The organism is Pseudomonas sp. NFX71, assembly GCF_048079215.1.
Taxonomy (GTDB): Bacteria; Pseudomonadota; Gammaproteobacteria; order Pseudomonadales; family Pseudomonadaceae; genus Aquipseudomonas; species Aquipseudomonas fluorescens_B.
In genome coordinates this window covers 3,613,247-3,629,895 of sequence record NZ_CP182230.1, presented here as the reverse complement: position 1 = coordinate 3,629,895, position 16,649 = coordinate 3,613,247, and the positions used below count along the sequence as shown (strand labels likewise).

Here is a 16,649-nt window from a genome sequence, read left to right as displayed (position 1 = left end):
GGGGATGCCGGTTTACATGCCCTGCCCCACGGGTAGAATGGCGCCCTTCCTACTTTCAGCCCGAGCGGACTTCATGGCGTTGCCGACCTTACGTCTCATTGGTTTCATCATCGGCCTCTTCCTGATCACGCTGGCGATCGCCATGGTCGTGCCCATGGCCACCCTGGTGATTTTCGAGCGCACCGGCGACCTGCCGTCGTTCCTCTGGGCCAGCATGATCACCTTTGTCGCCGGCCTCGCGCTGGTCATTCCCGGTCGTCCCGAGCACGTGCACCTGCGTCCGCGAGACATGTACCTGCTGACCGTCAGCAGCTGGCTGGTGGTGTGCATCTTCGCCGCACTGCCGTTCCTGTTGACCCAGCACATCAGCTACACCGACTCGTTCTTTGAAAGCATGTCCGGCATTACCGCCACCGGGTCAACGGTGCTCAATCATCTGGATGACATGTCCCCCGGCATCCTGATGTGGCGCTCATTGCTGCACTGGATCGGTGGCATCGGCTTCATCGGCATGGCGGTCGCGATTCTGCCATTGCTGCGCATTGGTGGCATGCGCCTGTTTCAGACCGAGTCGTCGGACCGCTCCGAAAAAGTCATGCCCCGTTCGCACATGGTGGCGCGGTTGATCGTAGCGGCTTACGTCGGCATCACCATTTTCGGCAGCCTGGCGTTCTGGTGGGCGGGAATGAGCCCGTTCGACGCGATCAACCACGCGATGTCGGCAATTTCCACCGGCGGTTTCTCCACCTCCGACCAGTCCCTGGCCAAGTGGACGCAACCGGCGGTGCACTGGGTGGCGGTCGTCATCATGATTCTCGGCAGTCTGCCGTTCACGCTGTACGTGGCCACCTTGCGCGGTAACCGCCGGGCCCTCATCAAGGATCAGCAGGTTCAAGGCTTGCTCGGCATGTTACTGGTGACGTGGCTGGTGCTCGGCACCTGGTACTGGTGGACCACCCAGCTGCATTGGCTGGACGCGCTGCGGCATGTGGCGCTGAACGTGACATCGGTGGTGACGACGACAGGATTTGCATTAGGGGACTACAGCCTCTGGGGCAACTTCTCGCTGATGCTGTTCTTCTATCTGGGGTTTGTCGGCGGTTGCTCGGGATCGACTGCGGGCGGGATCAAGATCTTCCGCTTCCAGGTTGCCTACATACTGCTCAAGGCCAACCTTAACCAGCTGATTCACCCCCGCGCGGTGATCAAGCAGAAGTACAACGGCCACCGGCTCGACGAAGAGATCGTGCGTTCGATCCTGACGTTCTCGTTCTTCTTCGCCATCACCATCTGCGTGATCGCCTTGCTGCTGTCGCTGCTCGGCGTCGACTGGATGACCGCCCTGACCGGCGCGGCCAGTACCGTGTCGGGCGTCGGGCCGGGTCTCGGCGAGACCATCGGCCCGGCGGGCAACTTCGCCACGCTGCCGGATGCCGCCAAATGGATTCTCTCGTTCGGCATGCTGCTCGGCCGACTCGAGATCATCACGGTGTTCGTTCTGTGTATTCCGGCGTTCTGGCGTCACTGACCCGATTCGGCGCTTCCATCAGCCGCACCCGGTACTCGCCGGGCGTGGCGTCGAACCAGCGTCGGAAGGCGCGGAAGAAGTTGCTCGGATCGGCGAACCCCAACAGGTAGGCAATTTCCAGCAGGGTCATGGTGGGCTGCGCGAGGTATTGCTCGGCCAGTTCGCGCCGGGTGTCATCGAGCAACGTCTGAAAACTCGTGCCCTCTTCCTGCAAGCGCCGCTGTAACGTCCGTTGTGACAGGTGCAGCGTTTGCGCCACGGTATCGCGCTTGGGTTCGCCCTGGGGCAGCAAGCGGCACAACACCTGCCGCGCCTTGTGGGTCACGCGGCTTTCGGAAAACCGCGCCAGGTATTCGCCGGCAAAGCGGTCATGCAGCAGCGCCATGGCCTCGTTGGCGGTCGGCAACGGTGCTTCCATGTCGGCGCGTTCGAAGATCAGCGCGTCATAGGGCGCGTTGAACACCAACGGCGCATGGAAGGCTTGTTTATAAGGTTCAAGATCGGCGGGCTGTTCGCCCTGCACCAGCACCTTGCGCGGTTGCAGGGTGCGCCCGGTCAGCCAGCCGCACAATGCGAGCGCGCAGGCCAGCGAGGCTTCGGCACTTTGTCGGGTCGGTGGCAGGTGGTCGCCGTGGACCGTCAGAATCAGCGCATAACCCTCGTCCAGCAGACGGAAACTCAGGTCGGCACTTTCGGCGATGATCCGCTGATAACGCACCAGCCGTTGAAAGCCTTCGGCCAGGGTCTGACTGGACATCAAGGCATAACCGGCCACATGGAAGGAGGCCGGTCGTACCACCTTGCCCATGTTCAGGCCGATCGCCGGGTTGCCGGACAGCTCGACGGCGCGCTGCCACAGTCGTGTCATGGAATCTTGCGGGAAGCGTGCATCCGGATCGTCCAGTGACGCGTAGTCGAGCCCCAGCTGTTTGAACAGAACCCGGCAATCCAGGCCGTCCATTTCCAGTGCTTTGACAATCCCCATCGCCCAGCTTGCAGAAGTCGTTCTTTCGCTCATGGCGTTTACTTACATGGTGAGCCGCATGCTACGGCCAATTTCCGAAGGATACTAAAGTGGCGCCCATTGTCACTGGCTGATGCCAATGATCACTCTAGACTCAAATAAGCTACCCGCAGAACAACTTGCAATCAGAACAATAACCACAGAGATCGCAGTCGTGGAAAACTTCAAACGTTTCAATAGCTTCGCCGAGTTTTACCCGTATTACCTGAGTGAACACAGCAACAGTACCTGCCGACGATTGCACTTCATCGGCACGACACTGGTTATTTTCATTCTGGCCCTGACCATCGGCAAAGGCGCCTGGCTGTTGTTGCTGGCCGTTCCGCTGGCCGGCTACAGCTTCGCCTGGGTCGGGCATTTCTTCTTTGAAAAGAACCGTCCTGCGACTTTTCAACATCCGCTTTACAGCCTGCTTGGCGACTTCGTCATGTACCGCGACATGATTCTGGGCCGCGTGCCGTTCTAGGCCCGATTGGCCAGCAATGCGTCCTGCGCAGTCAGTGTGCTGATGGTCACAGGTCCTACACTGGAAAAATCCCTTTCGACAAGAACAAGAGGATAGCCGATGAATGCCAATGCCCGTTTCACCCACATGCAGGACGGTACGCAGGAGGACTGGGCGATCATCGCCGCCGACTTCAGTGCCTATGCGAGACAATTGCCGACACGGATTGTGGCGCACCTGAAACTGCTTGAGGGTGATTTTGGCGGCTTCCCGGTGGATCGTCTGACCCATTCGCTGCAAACCGCCAGCCGTGCCTGGCGCGATGGCCGCGACGAAGAGTACGTGGTGTGCGCCCTGCTTCACGACATCGGCGACACCTTGGGCTCCTACAACCATCCAGACATCGCAGCGGCGATCCTCAAGCCCTTCGTCAGCGCCGAGAATCTGTGGATGGTGGAGAAACACGGGATCTTCCAGGGCTACTACTTCTTCCATCACTTGGGCATGGATCGACATCTGCGCGAGCAGTTCAGCGGACATCCGCAGTATCAGGCGACCATCGAATTCTGCGCGAAGTACGATGCGGCGGCGTTTGATCCGGATTACGACACGCTGCCGCTGAGTTTCTTCGAACCGATGATGGAGCGGTTGTTTGCCCAGCCTAAACATTCAATTTACAAGGCGGCGATGGAAGAGCATATGCCGGCCTAAGATCAAAGATCGCAGCCTTCGGCAGCTCCTACAGAGGGCCACATTTCCATGTTGGAGCTGCCGAAGGCTGCGATGTTTTGATTTTTTACGCGGGCTCCGCGGCCTTGATAGTCTTCAATTCTGCCTCCCGCGCCTGGGCATCCGCCAACCGGAACAACTCGATCGAACCATCCCAATGCTCGATCAGCGCCGTGCACGATTCCACCCAGTCCCCGCAATTGAGGTAGTCCACTTCGCCGACCTTGCGGATTTCGGCATGGTGAATGTGCCCGCACACCACCCCGTGCAATTCGCGTTTGACGCATTCGTGGGCGATGGCTTCTTCGAAGTCGCTGATGAAGCTGACGGCGGTTTTCACCTTGTGCTTGAGGTACGCCGACAGCGACCAGTATCCGTAGCCATAACGCGCACGCCAGTGGTTGAGCCAACGGTTGAGGGTCAGGGTGAATTCGTAGGCCGAGTCGCCGAGAAAGGCCAGCCAGCGGTGATAACGGGTGATCACGTCAAACTGGTCACCATGGATCACCAGCAAATGACGGCCATCGGCAGTCACGTGCACCGCTTCATCCACCAATTGAATGTTGCCCAGAATCAGCTTCGAGTAACGGCGCAGGAATTCGTCGTGGTTGCCGGTGACGTAGATCACCTCGGTGCCGCGCTTGCTCATGGTCAACAGGCGACGGATCACGTTGGTGTGCGCTTGCGGCCAGTACATGCCACTGCGCAGTTTCCAGCCATCGATAATGTCGCCGACCAGGTAGATCTTGTCCGCGTGGTAGCCCTTGAGAAACTGCGACAAGTGCTCGGCCTGGCAATCCCGGGTGCCCAGGTGCACATCGGAAATCCATAAGGTCCGCACACGTTGCTTACGACTGGGTTTGGCGAGCTCGGCGCTGGTCATGGGCAACCCTCTGCGATTGTTTTTGCAAGCTTGCGCCGGCCCGGTTAATTGCCCATGACAATGACAAGTCAGTCCTGTGACAGCGCGCATGGACGGCCTCGGTGTAGACTGACGGCCTTACCCGGGAGACCTGCGATGAGACCGATCCTCACGCTGCGCCAATACACTCACGACCTGATCGTCCACAGTCACGACCACGCGCAACTGGTGTTCGGGCTCTCGGGCGCGCTGGATTTCGAGGTCGACGGGCATGGCAGCCAGGTGGTTCAGCAGAGTTTCGTGGTGGTTCCGTCCGGTTTCCATCATGCCTGTGGCAGCGCCAATGGCAGCCGCTGCCTGGTGCTGGACGTGCCCAGTGCTCAATGGGTGGCTCAGTCGCTTGGCGAGCATGCCGATGCCAGCCGCCGTTTGCTCGACAACGCCGGGCGTCTGCCCCTGGATGCCGGGCAAAATCAATTGGTGAACTGGCTGGCGGGCAGTCAGGTCAGCGACCCGCTGATCGCGCAACAAGGCGCGGTGCTGTTGCTGGCCAGCCTCAACCATGCCAGGCCACACGTGACGGGCGGGCGGCGCCTGCCCTACGCCGCGTTGAACGCGCACATCGATCAGTACGCGGCCTACCCGCTACAAGTCGCCGATCTGGCGCGCATCGCCGGGTTGTCCAGCGCTAGGCTGCATGCGCGGTTTGTCGCTGAATGCGGGCAGACGCCGATGGACTACATTCGCAGTCGTCGTTTGCACATGGCCGTGAGTCTGTTGCGGGATTCGGCATTGCCCATCGGCGAGATTGCCAGCCGGGTTGGCTACAGCTCGCAAAGTGCGTTTTCAGCGGCAGTGTTGCGAGAGTTTGGGGCTTCCCCCGGCAAATTGCGGCGCGAGGCTGGCGACAAATGATGCGAGCCTGACGACAGACATAACTGTTCTCACGCGGTTCAATGTACTCCGTTTGGTTCACTGTCAAGGATCGCAATGACTCCCCGTACCGCCCTCGGCGCTTTGCATATCGGCGCACTGATGTTTGGCCTGACCGGTGTGTTCGGCAAACTCGCCGCCGCCTCCCCCGCCGTCATCGTCTTCGGTCGCGCGGCCTTTGCCGTGCTCGCCCTGGCCGTTTTCGCGCGGTTCGCCAGCCAGACGCGCTGGCAGAAACTGCAAGCCGTGGACTGGCGCCGCCTGCTGCTCAGCGGTTTGCTCCTGGCCGGGCACTGGGTGAGTTTTTTTATCGCGGTGAAAGTCGCAGGTGTGGCGATCGCGACCTTGGGTTTCGCCAGTTTTCCGGCATTTACCGTGATCCTGGAAGGGCTTGTTTTCCGCGAGCGGATTCGCGCCAATGAAATCCTGCTGGTGGTGCTGGTGAGTGTCGGGCTGGTGCTGGTCACGCCTGATTTCGATCTTGCCAGCGGCGCCACCACCGGCCTGTTGTGGGCGATGGGCTCCGGTTTACTGTTCGCGCTACTGTCCCTGACCAACCGGGCCAGTTCCGCGAGAATTCCGCCGGTACAGGCGGCGCTGTGCCAGAACGTGGTGGTCGCGTTGTGTTTGCTGCCAGTGGCGGCGCCTCAGTTGAGCGAAGTCCGTGCCATTGACTGGCTGTGGATCGGCCTGCTCGGGGTTTTCTGCACCGGCGTCGCTCACAGCCTGTTCGTCGCCAGCCTCGCGGTGATCAAGGCGCGCACCGCCGCCGTGGTGTTTGCGCTGGAGCCGGTGTACGGCATCACCATGGCGTGGCTGCTGTTCAATGAAAACCCGACGCTGCGCATGCTGATCGGCGGCGCCTTGATCATCGTTGCGATTGTGGTGACCAGCAGGCTCTCCGGCGGTTCAAGCAAGAAAACGGTCACTGCCGAAGCCGCGTCTCACTGAGTGCGGTCGTTGTGCCCGAGGTCGCGGTCCGGATCGATCTGATCGCGGACCCGTTGCTTCAGCACCTTGGCCTCCGGAAAACCGCCGTCCGCCTTGCGCTCCCAGATCTGCACGTCGTTACAGAAAACGTGAAACACACCACCGGTGCCAGGCACCAGCGACACCTTGCCCAAGTCATGGCCAAAGGTACTGAGCAGCTCTTGCGCCAGCCACGCGGCACGCAACAGCCATTGGCATTGCGTGCAGTAGGTGATGACGATTTCCGGTTTGTGCGCGGTCATGACGAGGAAACTCCTGAACCAGAGGGCGTCGCCATGATAGTGGTTCAGCGAATACCGGCCAACAATGTCCGAGCGGTTTGTTTAAGCGGCTCATCGCCGTCCTTGAGCAATTCGTTCAGCAGCTCGATGGCACTGTTCAGATCGCCGTCATCGATGCAGTTCTGAGCCTGTTCCAGTTTGCCTGCGTTGTCCGGCACGGCGGGTTCCAGGCTCAGCGCTTCAAGCTCGAATGACGGGTCGGCATCCTTGAACTCGTTGAGAAAATCGTCGTCCAGAGACTGTGAGTCAGGTTCCGCGACCCACTCCAACTCAGGCTCGTCCAATGTCGGCTCTTCAGGCATCTCGAACACATCGGGCATCACGTGCAGGTTCGAGGTGAACGCAGGTTCGGCAACCTCGGGTCGTTTGTACGCGGGTTTAGTGTTTTCAAACGGACTGACCAGGTCCCAGTTGGAATCCATCGACAGGTCATCCAGATTCAGCTGGAACTCGTCGCCTGGCGATTCTTCGGATTTCACCGGTGTTGTGATGGCTGTCGCTGCAGCCACTGGCACCGCATTGGCCAGTTTCGGGTAGCGGGCACGAATGTCCTGAAGTTGCTGAGCATCGAACCCGGCCTCTCGCAGGCTGTTTTCCTGGACGTCATAGGCGGGCCCGTCACCTTGCTTGCCGAGGACTTCCAGCAACTGCACGGCCAGATCCGTGCGCTGTGGTTCCTTCGCCAAAGCATCGCGCAACAAGCCAGCCGCTTCGGAAAAACGACCATAGGCCAGGTAGATGCCGACGCCTTCCAGTACATCCCCTGACGGCGTTTCATCATGATGTTCGTGCGCAGATGTCAGTGGGGCGGGCTTCGCTGACGGCTCCACGGATTGATCGAGTACCGGCTCGTGTCGCGACGGCAAAACGGGAGGATCCTCGGCCTGGACGGGAACCTGCTGTCGTTGGCGACGAACGAACCAGCCCAGCAACAGCAATGACACCAACGCCAACAATCCGATGATCATTGGCCAGTTGGAGGTCTCGGGCGCTTGCAACGCGACCGGGGCTGGCGCGATAACCTCAGGCGTAACCGGGGGCGCCTGGGCCTCCGCCAATTGCGTTTGCAGCTCGGTTATCTGTTTTTTCTGACCGGTGATCTGTTCGTCCTGGACCTGAAGTCTTGCATTCAGTTCATCGACGTTTTTTTGCAGTTGCTGGTTTTGCAGCACGCTGGCGGCCAATTGCTCGGCGACGGGATCAATGACGGGCGCGGCGGGCTGTTCAACTTTAGGGGCCGTTTTTTTGGCCGCGGCGGGCGGTGCAACGGCCGGTTTGACGCTCGGGTATGGAGAGTTCGGGGAGTTGGCGACCGGTTCGTCAGTCACCGGCACGATCCCCGGCGTGCCCGGCGGATCGATCAGCACCGTGTACTCGCGCAGCACACGCCCATTGGGCTGATTGAGCTGCACGAGGAAATTCAGGAAAGGTTCGTTGACGACTTTATTGGAGCTCACCCGGATCAGACTGCGGTTGCCCCGCAGGATGGGCGTGAACTTGAGGTCATTGAGAAAGAACACCCGCTCGACACCGGCGCGACTGAATTCGTCCGCGGTCGCCAGACTGACGGACAGATCGCCCTCCTCCAGACCGGCAGCATCCACCAGATCGATGTCGGCACGCAGCGGTTGATTCAGCGCCGAATGCACGGTGATTTCTCCCAGGCCCAAAGCAGGGGCGAATGCAGAGTAAGTCACGGCCCCACCCGCCAGAACCAGCCTGGCGCACCAGCGCATTACAACGTGCCAACTCTCGAGCATGAGCATCCCTTAGATAACCAGAACCAACCGGTGCGTGTTCGCACATCCGGTACGAACACGATATTGCCTAGTAGTTCTTTATAGTCTGCCGAACGGGGTATCTCAAAAACCTTACACCCGGTTCTGCCTCAAGATTTTTCCAGGTTGGCCAGGATGTGCCCGTGAACGCGCATGCAGACCTTCAAATCCGCCTCGTCGACGCCTTCAAACAGCTCGTGACGCAGTTGAGTGGCAATGGTTTCAATTTGTTCGATCAGGGGACGGGCCGGGGCACAGAGGAGGATTTTTTTCGCCCGGCGGTCTTCCACCACGGCCTGACGCTGGACAAGGCCCTGACTCTCCAGACTGTCGAGCAATCGCGCCAGGGTCGGCCCTTCGACGCCGACGCTTTGCGCCAGTTCGCGCTGGGTCGGTGCCTCTTCGAAACGCGCCAGATGCAGCAACACCAGCCAGCGCGCCTGGGACAAACCCAGACCGGCCAGACGGCGGTCCAGTTCGGCACGCCAGCCGCGCGACATCTGGGCCAGTTGCATGCCAAAGCGGTGTTGATCGGTTAACGGCATAAAACACTCATGGTTAGACTGAAATAAGAGAAAAACTAATTATTAGTCAGCTAAGCATGACCCTTGCCCAGAGGCAAGGCTTGCTATGTACTGAATCGTTACATCAATACAACCCTGTCCGGGATTTGAAATTCAGATCTCGAATTCCGATTGCAGCGCGGCTCGAACACAGTACAAAACACCTTCCGGCACGCGACCGGCGAACAGCGCGGCAATCTCCGCCACCGGCGGCAACTCGCCCTCGCCGTCGAGAAACGCATCCTGGACTTCGCCCATCAAGTCTTCGGGCAGGTCCAGCGCCTGTTCCAGCGACAACTGCTGCTTGCCAATGGCTTCGGCGAGCATGGTGTAGACATTCTTTTCCGAGCACTGCAATTGACCGGCAATTTGCAGCGGCGTCATGCCGGCCCGAGCGAGGGTGATCAGTTCGTGGCGCACGTCGGCCACCACTTTCGGTGCCTCGACCTGGCCACCGAGCACTTCGAGGAAGGCCTCGCCATACCGTTCGAGTTTGCGTGCACCGACGCCGCTGACCGTGGCCATTTCCGACAGCGAAGTCGGTTGGCTGCGGAGCATTTCCAGCAACGTCGAATCGGGGAAGATGACATAAGGCGGCACACCGTGCTCTTCGGCGAGCTTGCGACGCAAGGCACGCAAGGCTTCCCACTGTTCGCGCTCTTCGCCACGGACCAGTTGGCTCGCCTGGCTCTTGCTGCTTTTCGCCGTGGTTTGCGGCTTGAGGTCGCGGCGCAATTCCAGCGTCACTTCGCCTTTGAGCAGAGGCCGGCAGGTGTCACTGAGGCGCAGGCCGCCGTAGCCTTCGAGATCGATATCGGCCAGACCACGGGCCACCAGCTGCCGGAACAGGGAACGCCACTCACTCTCGCCCATCGCCTTGCCGACACCGTATACCGACAGATGCTGATGGCCAAAGCTGCGGACTTTTTCGTTGTCCTTGCCCAACAACACATCCACCAGATGGCCGACGCCATAGCGCTGACCGGTGCGGTAAATCGCCGAGAGCGCCTGACGGGCCGGCTCGGTGGCGTCCCAGGTCTGTACGCCGTCGACGCAGTTGTCGCAGTGGCCACACGGCTCGGGCATGTCTTCGTCGAAGTAGGCCAGCAAGGTTTGCCGACGGCAGCGGGTTTCTTCGCAGAGCGAGAGCATCGCGTCGAGCTTGTGCTGCTCCAGACGCTTGTGACGCTCGTCACCTTCGGAGTTCTGCAGCATCTGCTTGAGCATCACCACGTCTTGCAGGCCGTAGGCCATCCACGCATCCGCCGGCAGACCGTCACGGCCGCCGCGCCCGGTTTCCTGGTAGTACGCCTCAAGGGATTTCGGCAGATCGAGGTGCGCGACGAAACGTACGTTGGGCTTGTCGATGCCCATGCCGAATGCCACGGTGGCGACCATGATCAGGCCTTCCTCGTTGAGGAAGCGCTTCTGGTGGTGGGCACGGGTTTCGTTGGCCAGACCGGCGTGATACGGCAGCGCCGGGAAGCCTTGCTCGCTGAGGAACACCGCCACTTCGTCGACTTTTTTGCGCGACAGGCAATAGACGATGCCGGCATCGCTGCGTCGTTCGGCGAGGAACGCCAACAACTGCTTGCGCGGCTGTTCCTTGGGCACGATGCGATAGAAAATGTTCGGACGGTCGAAACTGGAGAGGAAGCGTTCGGCATTCTGCAGATGCAGGCGATCGACGATCTCTTCCCGGGTGCGCTTGTCGGCAGTCGCGGTGAGGGCGATGCGCGGGACGTTGGGGAACAACTCCGCCAACTGACCCAGTTGCAGGTATTCGCGGCGGAAGTCGTGACCCCATTGCGACACGCAATGCGCTTCGTCGATGGCGAACAAGGCGATTTCAAGGCTTTGCAGGAAGGCCAGCATGCGCGGCTGGACCAGACGCTCAGGCGCCAGATAAAGCATTTTCACTTCACCGCGTTTGATCCGCGCGGCGAGGTCGCGTTGTTGCTCGGCGCTCAGCGTGGAGTTCAACGCAGCGGCTGCGACGCCCAGTTCCTCGAGGGTCGCCACCTGGTCGTCCATCAGCGCGATCAGCGGCGACACCACCACCGCCAGGCCTTCGCGCAACAGCGCCGGCACCTGGAAGCACAGGGATTTGCCGCCACCGGTAGGCATCAGTACCAGGGCGTCGCCGCCACTGGCCACGCGCTCAATGATCGCACCCTGACGGCCACGGAAACTGTCGTAGCCGAAGATGTCCTTGAGGACGCGTTGAGCCTGTTCGAGCATAAAAACTCCAAAAATCACCGAAACATCCCTGCAAGGCTGGGTCAGGATCCGCAAGACTGCACTGACAAATCGTAAGTGCACATTGCATGACGCTTCACATTTCAGCCGCGACGCCAGCAGGGCATCACAAAACGCGGGAGTATACCCGAGGCCTCGCTTGCAAAGGGCGCCGCTGAGAAGACACATAAGGACAAACACCGCAATCCCTGTGGGAGCGAGCCTGCTCGCGATGGCGGCATGTCAGGCGATAAATGTATTGGATGTACCGACCTCATCGCGAGCAGGCTCGCTCCCACAGGGATTGCGGTGTTTGTGAGGTCCCAGCGTTGCAAATATCCCGCGCGGCTGGCCTGAGTGCTCAAGAAGGCCTAGAATTCCCGCATCTGTTTAATTCCCAAGGTAGCCCTTTAATGTCCTTCGCTGAGCAACTAACCCGCCTGCAAGTCTTCCTCGACGCTGATGAACTGCATGACGAGGCGCTGGACTACGTGGCCGCCCACGGCTACCTCACCGCCTTGTCGATCTGTTCCGAAAGCGTTCCCGACCGCGAATGGATCGATGCCCTCTTCGCCGAAGAGCCGCATTACGCCGACGACACCGAGCGTGAAGCGATCGAATCCACCCTGCTGGCCCTCAAGGCTCACATCGCTCGCCAGCTGGCATCCGATGAAGAGTTCGAGCTGCCATGCGACCTCGACCTTGGCGACGAGCCGGATGACTCCGACCTGCGCGGCTGGTGCATCGGCTTCATGGAAGGCGTGTTCCTGCGCGAAGCGGCCTGGTTCGAAACCGCCGAAGACGAAGTCAGCGAAATGCTGCTGCCGATCATGGTCGGTTCCGGCCTGTTCGACGAACAGCCTGAGTTCGAAGACATCGCCAAAGACGCCAACCTGATGGACGACATGATCGTGCAGATCCCGGAAGCCCTGACCGCGCTGTACCTGCTGTGCAACGCGCCAGACGAAAAACCGGCGATCCTCAAGCCACGTCACCACTAAGGTTCTGCCTATGGACAACCCCATAGGCCACCGCTCCCTGATGTTGCGTTACGGGCTGCTGGCCATCGGCTGGCTGAGCGTAGCGCTGGGGGTGATCGGGATTTTCCTGCCGGTGTTGCCCACCACGCCTTTCCTGCTACTGGCGGCCGCGTGCTTCGCTCGCAGTTCACCGCGCTTTTATAGCTGGCTGGTGGAGCATCCGCGGCTGGGCCCGTGGATTCGCGACTACCTCGACGGCAACGGCATTCCGCTCAAGGGCAAGGTCTACGCGATTGGCCTTATGTGGGTGAGCATTCTGTTGTCGTGTTACCTGGTGCCCCTGCCGTGGGCACGCGGTTTTATGCTGACCAGTGCGGTGCTGGTGACGGTTTACATTCTTCGGCAGAAAACCCTGCGTTGATCCTGAACATCTCGACGCTGTTAATAGCGGATTAGCCTGCTTTCAACTTCTGCCAGTTTCCCCTCCACTCATCGGAAATACATTCAAACCTGTTATTTCTGACAGTAGCCAACTCAACTGTTCGAGGCCTTAAATCACTCCGTCCCCTTGACCAACCGGAGTCATGATCATGGCTGTTACCCCCTCGAACAGTTCATTGCTTACGCCCCAAGATACTGATGAAAATCAGTTAACGATCAGTACAATCGTTGATCCCGGCGGCTCGACCATCATTAACCGAACTACCTACCAAACATCTTTCAAAGTTGGCGGCATCAACGCCGAACGGAACAGCTTAGTCTGGATAATGTACGGTAACGACAAGCTGGGTGAAGCAACAAGCAACAGCGCCGGTGAGTGGGTGACGCCACTGCTCGATGCGCCGAAGTTCGATTGCTACAGTGTGTTCGCTGTAGGCAAATGGGCTAACCAACCTGTATCGATTCCTAGAAAGTTTACCGTCGCTACCGACACGCCAATCATAAATTCGGTAGTTGCCGACGGAAAGCCGATTGCTGACGGTGACACCATTAGTGAGACTTCAGTCACCATTACCTGCAATGCGCCCCCGAACCAGAATGCCGAAGTGCTTGATGGCGATACTTCACTTAAAACCGAGCTAACCAATGCCTGCGGAATATGCACTTTCAAGCTGGAGGATCTGGATCCAGGCTCCTACAACATCACGGTGAAGGGTGCCAATGGCAAGGTGTCGCCCCCTTTCAAATTTACCGTGAAAGAGGACGTTATCACGCCAATCACCTTAGACAAGGTCACTACCGCTGGCGGAGTTGAAGTTCCCGACGGCACCACAACACCTGAGACTTCCCTGTTTGTGGAAGGCGAAGGCGAACCGGGCGAGAAGGTTGAAGTATTCAAAAATGGTGACACGCTGGGTGACGCGACTGTGGATCAAAACGGTCGCTACAGACATCCAACAGGCTTGTTGACCGAAGCCACCCACGCCTTCACCGTCACAGCAAAATACTCAGGTGGCGGCACGGCTGGGCCATACACGATTACAGTGGAAGCGGCTACCACCGCGCCTACAGAAACCCGTATCTACGATGATGAAGGGAACGTAATTGCTAATGGGGGAGACATAAACAAGAGCTGGCTTATTGCCAGGGGCCTCCATACGCCGAACAGTGCGGTCAAGATCAAGGTCAACGGTGCTATCCGAGCTGATTCAGAGTCCACCGACGATGAGGGCAGGTGGGTCTTTTTCCTAAGCGGTCTGTCAGTCGGGACAATCTATGAGATTAGCGCCCTGACACTAGATGAAAAGGCTGAGTCCAATAAATGGAGTGTCGTGGCCAGAGCCCCTTCCGAAGACTAGAAAAACGTGCAACAGACAGAACGAAAAAAAACCGCTGACAGCGGTTTTTTTTCGTCTCTGACATTTAAAACTGATAGTTCAAACCAAAGGTGGCGGCCACCGGCTGTTCGATATTTTTACCCTTGGCATAATCGACACCGACATCAAAACGCAGGTTCTCGGACACCGAAACTGTCACCCCGGCACCGACTTCGAAACCAGAACCCGACAAGTTGTTGTTGATCGGGTTTCCGTTGACCCGCACGTTGTTGTCGTTCGATGCAAACTCATGGACCGCCGCCACCCGCCCGTATGGACGTACCTGAGTATTACCCAGATCGATGCTTCGACCGGCCATGACGCCCAGCTTGGTGCGCAACGAATGCGTGCGGTCGCCTTCGGCTTCCATGTCATTGTCCAGGCGATAGTTCTTGCCTTGGATGACTGCGGCGGATACCTGGGCAGAAGGTTTGGCGAACCAGCCATCCCCAAGGTCAAAATTACGGCCGCCTTCTACGATCGCACTCACCGCCGAGTTGCTGTAATCGCCTTCGGCACGCTTGCCATCGCTCATCCTGACTTTGGACTCGTTACGGAAATGGTTGAACTTCAAGGCGCCATCAACGTAGTAGCCAGTGTCGCGATCCAGCCAGCCGAAATAGGGACCGAAGTAGTAGCTGTTGACCTCGGCCGAGGTGCCACCATTGAGGTCCACATCGGATTTGCTGTAACCCGCCAGCATACCGACCTTCCAGGGACTGTCACCCAACCGGGTGTCGGCACCCAGGGTGAAACCCTGCTGCTGTTGACGATAACCCACACCCGACGAACCATCGTCAACGTTCCATTTGTTGCCATATGACCGTACCCACAGGCCATGGCGCTTGTCGTCCGCCTGCAACTCGCTCATGCGGTATTCCAGCGACTTCAACTCGCCGTACGACACGGTAAGGGCCGTTTGAAACAGGGCCGCCACTGATTGCGCGCCGGACGTGAGACGGGTGGTCGGGTTCAGGTAATACTCTGCGTCACCGGCTGCGTTGGTTCTTTCGGCCAAATCATACTCAAATGTCCCAACATCGACCCGGCCTCCCAGCAGCGAGAAAGCTGCGTTGTTATTGGCAATTTGCACCAGCGTGAGTTGCTGAGGAGACGTCGCGTCCTTGCCCGAAGCGTTGACGGCCAACTCGTAGCTGCCATTCGCCGTATCGGCTTTCAGCAAGTCGCTTTCACCGGTCTGGAAATTGCCCTGCATGGCAATGATGCCGTTTCCGGAAAGCGTACCGACCTCAAGTTGACGATTCGCACGCTGCGCGCCAGGTGCACCGAAATTGACGATACCGTCGTTCATCGACAAGTTGTCGATGCTGTCATTGTCGACCATGGTCAGGCTCGACTGGTTGAGCGTCAGGTTGCTGTTGTTCAAGCGCCCGGTGAACGATGAGCCATTGTTCAGGGTGACATTGGCGGTGGAGCCGTTTTCACGCAGGATGTCCCCCACCATCGAGGCGCCGTTGAACGAGAGGTCCACTGTGCTGTTCTGCAACACTTGCACGTTGCCTTCCAACGCACTGCCGACGACATTCATTGCCGCAGTGGAAGCGCCTTGTACTTTCAACAGAGTGCCATCAGCCGCCCGCAGAACACTGTTGTTCTGCACTTGAATCGTCGCGCCTTGAACGCCGCCTTCCACCAGGATCGCCGGCCCGCTACGGCCTTCTACAGTGGAGTTGTCCAGCAACAATGTATTTGTGCCCTGGCCGCCAGCGTCATTGGTCATCCGTACGCCTGCGCTGTCGCCGCTGATCAGTGTGCCTGCCAATGCGCGAACATCACCGCCACGACTGTCCAGGCCAAAGCTGCCGGCATTCGTCCCTCTGAGTTCGCTGTTTACCAGCGTCAATGTACTCAGACCGGTGACCAGTGCTCCCGTCTCCCCCCCCAGGAATCTGCTGTCGGTTGCGGTGACAGTCGAGCCTTGTGTGGATGAATTGGGTCGACTGACCCATAGCGCCCGGGTGTCAGCAGTGACGGTGGCCGATCGGATGGTGGCCTGGCTTTCACTCACCAAAATGCCGTGGGAGCCACTGTTGCCGTTGACGATGGCGCCGTCGATGTTCAAGGTCGACCCGGTCTGGATGGTCAAGCTTTGGGTCGTGGCGCCCACGGCATTGAGTACACCGCCATTTTCCACTATGTAGTCGTTAAGCGGATCTGCCGGACCTATCGTCTCGTTTTGGCCAGCGCCGATAGTGATCGCCGCCAGTGCCGAAGGGCTGACCAAAAAAAAAGCCGGTAAAAAGGCCAGCACTTTGAATTTCATAACGGCGGGCTTATGTGTAATTGGACTGTCAAAGTTCATAGGTCTGTCCTTTCGTCTTCTTGTCTCCTGCAAAGAAGCGGAGAACGTTGAGGGCTGCGGACGATACAGAGACTTCCTACAAAAAAATGTAGGATTTATCTCTGAAAGAGTAAGAAGAAACCACTACAGGCCTAACAACAAAACGTGTATCCGGCGCT

15 protein-coding genes are annotated in these 16,649 nt (G+C 58.9%); 8 read left to right on the top strand and 7 right to left on the bottom strand.

Going from position 1 to position 16,649, the window contains the following annotated elements; genetic code table 11:
• The first annotated feature begins 73 nt into the window (after positions 1 to 73).
• On the top strand, positions 74 to 1,528 hold the full coding sequence (locus ACM1ZW_RS16720; RefSeq protein ID WP_017337131.1) for a TrkH family potassium uptake protein: 1,455 nt from the start codon (positions 74 to 76) through the stop codon (positions 1,526 to 1,528).
• Here ACM1ZW_RS16720 and ACM1ZW_RS16715 read toward each other — a convergent pair.
• Positions 1,485 to 2,546 (bottom strand): AraC family transcriptional regulator, encoded by a 1,062-nt coding sequence (locus tag ACM1ZW_RS16715; protein ID WP_017337130.1) that lies wholly within the window; start codon positions 2,544 to 2,546, stop codon positions 1,485 to 1,487. The genes ACM1ZW_RS16720 and ACM1ZW_RS16715 overlap by 44 nt on opposite strands.
• Before the next feature lie 160 nt (positions 2,547 to 2,706).
• Here ACM1ZW_RS16715 and ACM1ZW_RS16710 point away from each other — a divergent pair, with 160 nt between their 5' ends.
• Complete coding sequence (locus ACM1ZW_RS16710) at positions 2,707 to 3,018, top strand: DUF962 domain-containing protein (RefSeq protein WP_017337129.1); 312 nt, start codon at positions 2,707 to 2,709, stop codon at positions 3,016 to 3,018.
• A gap of 99 nt (positions 3,019 to 3,117) precedes the next feature.
• Positions 3,118 to 3,708: an HD domain-containing protein gene (locus ACM1ZW_RS16705; protein ID WP_017337128.1), complete on the top strand. Its 591-nt coding sequence runs from the start codon at positions 3,118 to 3,120 to the stop codon at positions 3,706 to 3,708.
• An 85-nt stretch (positions 3,709 to 3,793) separates the two neighbouring features.
• On the opposite strand, the gene ACM1ZW_RS16700 is transcribed toward ACM1ZW_RS16705, so the two are convergent.
• A complete protein-coding gene (locus ACM1ZW_RS16700; protein WP_414878489.1) occupies positions 3,794 to 4,609 on the bottom strand; it encodes a UDP-2,3-diacylglucosamine diphosphatase in 816 nt (271 codons plus the stop codon).
• Positions 4,610 to 4,744: 135 nt separating this feature from the next.
• Here ACM1ZW_RS16700 and ACM1ZW_RS16695 point away from each other — a divergent pair, with 135 nt between their 5' ends.
• Both ACM1ZW_RS16695 and ACM1ZW_RS16690 read left to right on the top strand, forming a co-directional pair.
• Positions 4,745 to 5,503, top strand: coding sequence for an AraC family transcriptional regulator (locus tag ACM1ZW_RS16695; RefSeq protein ID WP_414878488.1), 759 nt, complete (start codon positions 4,745 to 4,747; stop codon positions 5,501 to 5,503).
• A gap of 75 nt (positions 5,504 to 5,578) precedes the next feature.
• Positions 5,579 to 6,472: a DMT family transporter gene (locus ACM1ZW_RS16690; protein WP_017337125.1), complete on the top strand. Its 894-nt coding sequence runs from the start codon at positions 5,579 to 5,581 to the stop codon at positions 6,470 to 6,472.
• Here the strand turns inward: ACM1ZW_RS16690 and ACM1ZW_RS16685 are convergent.
• The 4 genes from ACM1ZW_RS16685 to recQ all read right to left on the bottom strand — a co-directional run bounded on the left by ACM1ZW_RS16685 (position 6,466) and on the right by recQ (position 11,374).
• The gene (locus tag ACM1ZW_RS16685; RefSeq protein WP_416738917.1) at positions 6,466 to 6,753 is read right to left on the bottom strand and encodes a SelT/SelW/SelH family protein; all 288 of its coding nucleotides are present in this window, start codon (positions 6,751 to 6,753) and stop codon (positions 6,466 to 6,468) included. The genes ACM1ZW_RS16690 and ACM1ZW_RS16685 overlap by 7 nt on opposite strands.
• A 44-nt stretch (positions 6,754 to 6,797) precedes the next feature.
• Positions 6,798 to 8,552 (bottom strand): FimV/HubP family polar landmark protein, encoded by a 1,755-nt coding sequence (locus tag ACM1ZW_RS16680; protein ID WP_017337123.1) that lies wholly within the window; start codon positions 8,550 to 8,552, stop codon positions 6,798 to 6,800.
• 128 nt (positions 8,553 to 8,680) lie between these two features.
• Positions 8,681 to 9,115: a MarR family transcriptional regulator gene (locus ACM1ZW_RS16675; RefSeq protein WP_017337122.1), complete on the bottom strand. Its 435-nt coding sequence runs from the start codon at positions 9,113 to 9,115 to the stop codon at positions 8,681 to 8,683.
• 132 nt (positions 9,116 to 9,247) lie between these two features.
• Entirely contained in the window at positions 9,248 to 11,374 is a 2,127-nt protein-coding gene (gene recQ, locus ACM1ZW_RS16670) for a DNA helicase RecQ (protein ID WP_017337121.1), read from the bottom strand.
• A gap of 410 nt (positions 11,375 to 11,784) precedes the next feature.
• Here recQ and ACM1ZW_RS16665 point away from each other — a divergent pair, with 410 nt between their 5' ends.
• The 3 genes from ACM1ZW_RS16665 (at position 11,785) to ACM1ZW_RS16655 (ending at position 14,150) form a co-directional block, all read left to right on the top strand.
• On the top strand, positions 11,785 to 12,372 hold the full coding sequence (locus ACM1ZW_RS16665) for a YecA family protein (protein WP_017337120.1): 588 nt from the start codon (positions 11,785 to 11,787) through the stop codon (positions 12,370 to 12,372).
• Positions 12,373 to 12,382: 10 nt separating this feature from the next.
• Positions 12,383 to 12,772, top strand: a complete 390-nt coding sequence (locus ACM1ZW_RS16660) for a YbaN family protein (RefSeq protein ID WP_414878485.1) — start codon at positions 12,383 to 12,385, stop codon at positions 12,770 to 12,772.
• A 169-nt stretch (positions 12,773 to 12,941) separates the two neighbouring features.
• Complete coding sequence (locus tag ACM1ZW_RS16655) at positions 12,942 to 14,150, top strand: Ig-like domain-containing protein (RefSeq protein WP_416738916.1); 1,209 nt, start codon at positions 12,942 to 12,944, stop codon at positions 14,148 to 14,150.
• Positions 14,151 to 14,214: 64 nt separating this feature from the next.
• Here ACM1ZW_RS16655 and ACM1ZW_RS16650 read toward each other — a convergent pair whose 3' ends face one another.
• Positions 14,215 to 16,491: an autotransporter outer membrane beta-barrel domain-containing protein gene (locus ACM1ZW_RS16650; protein WP_414878483.1), complete on the bottom strand. Its 2,277-nt coding sequence runs from the start codon at positions 16,489 to 16,491 to the stop codon at positions 14,215 to 14,217.
• Positions 16,492 to 16,649: the final 158 nt, after the last annotated feature.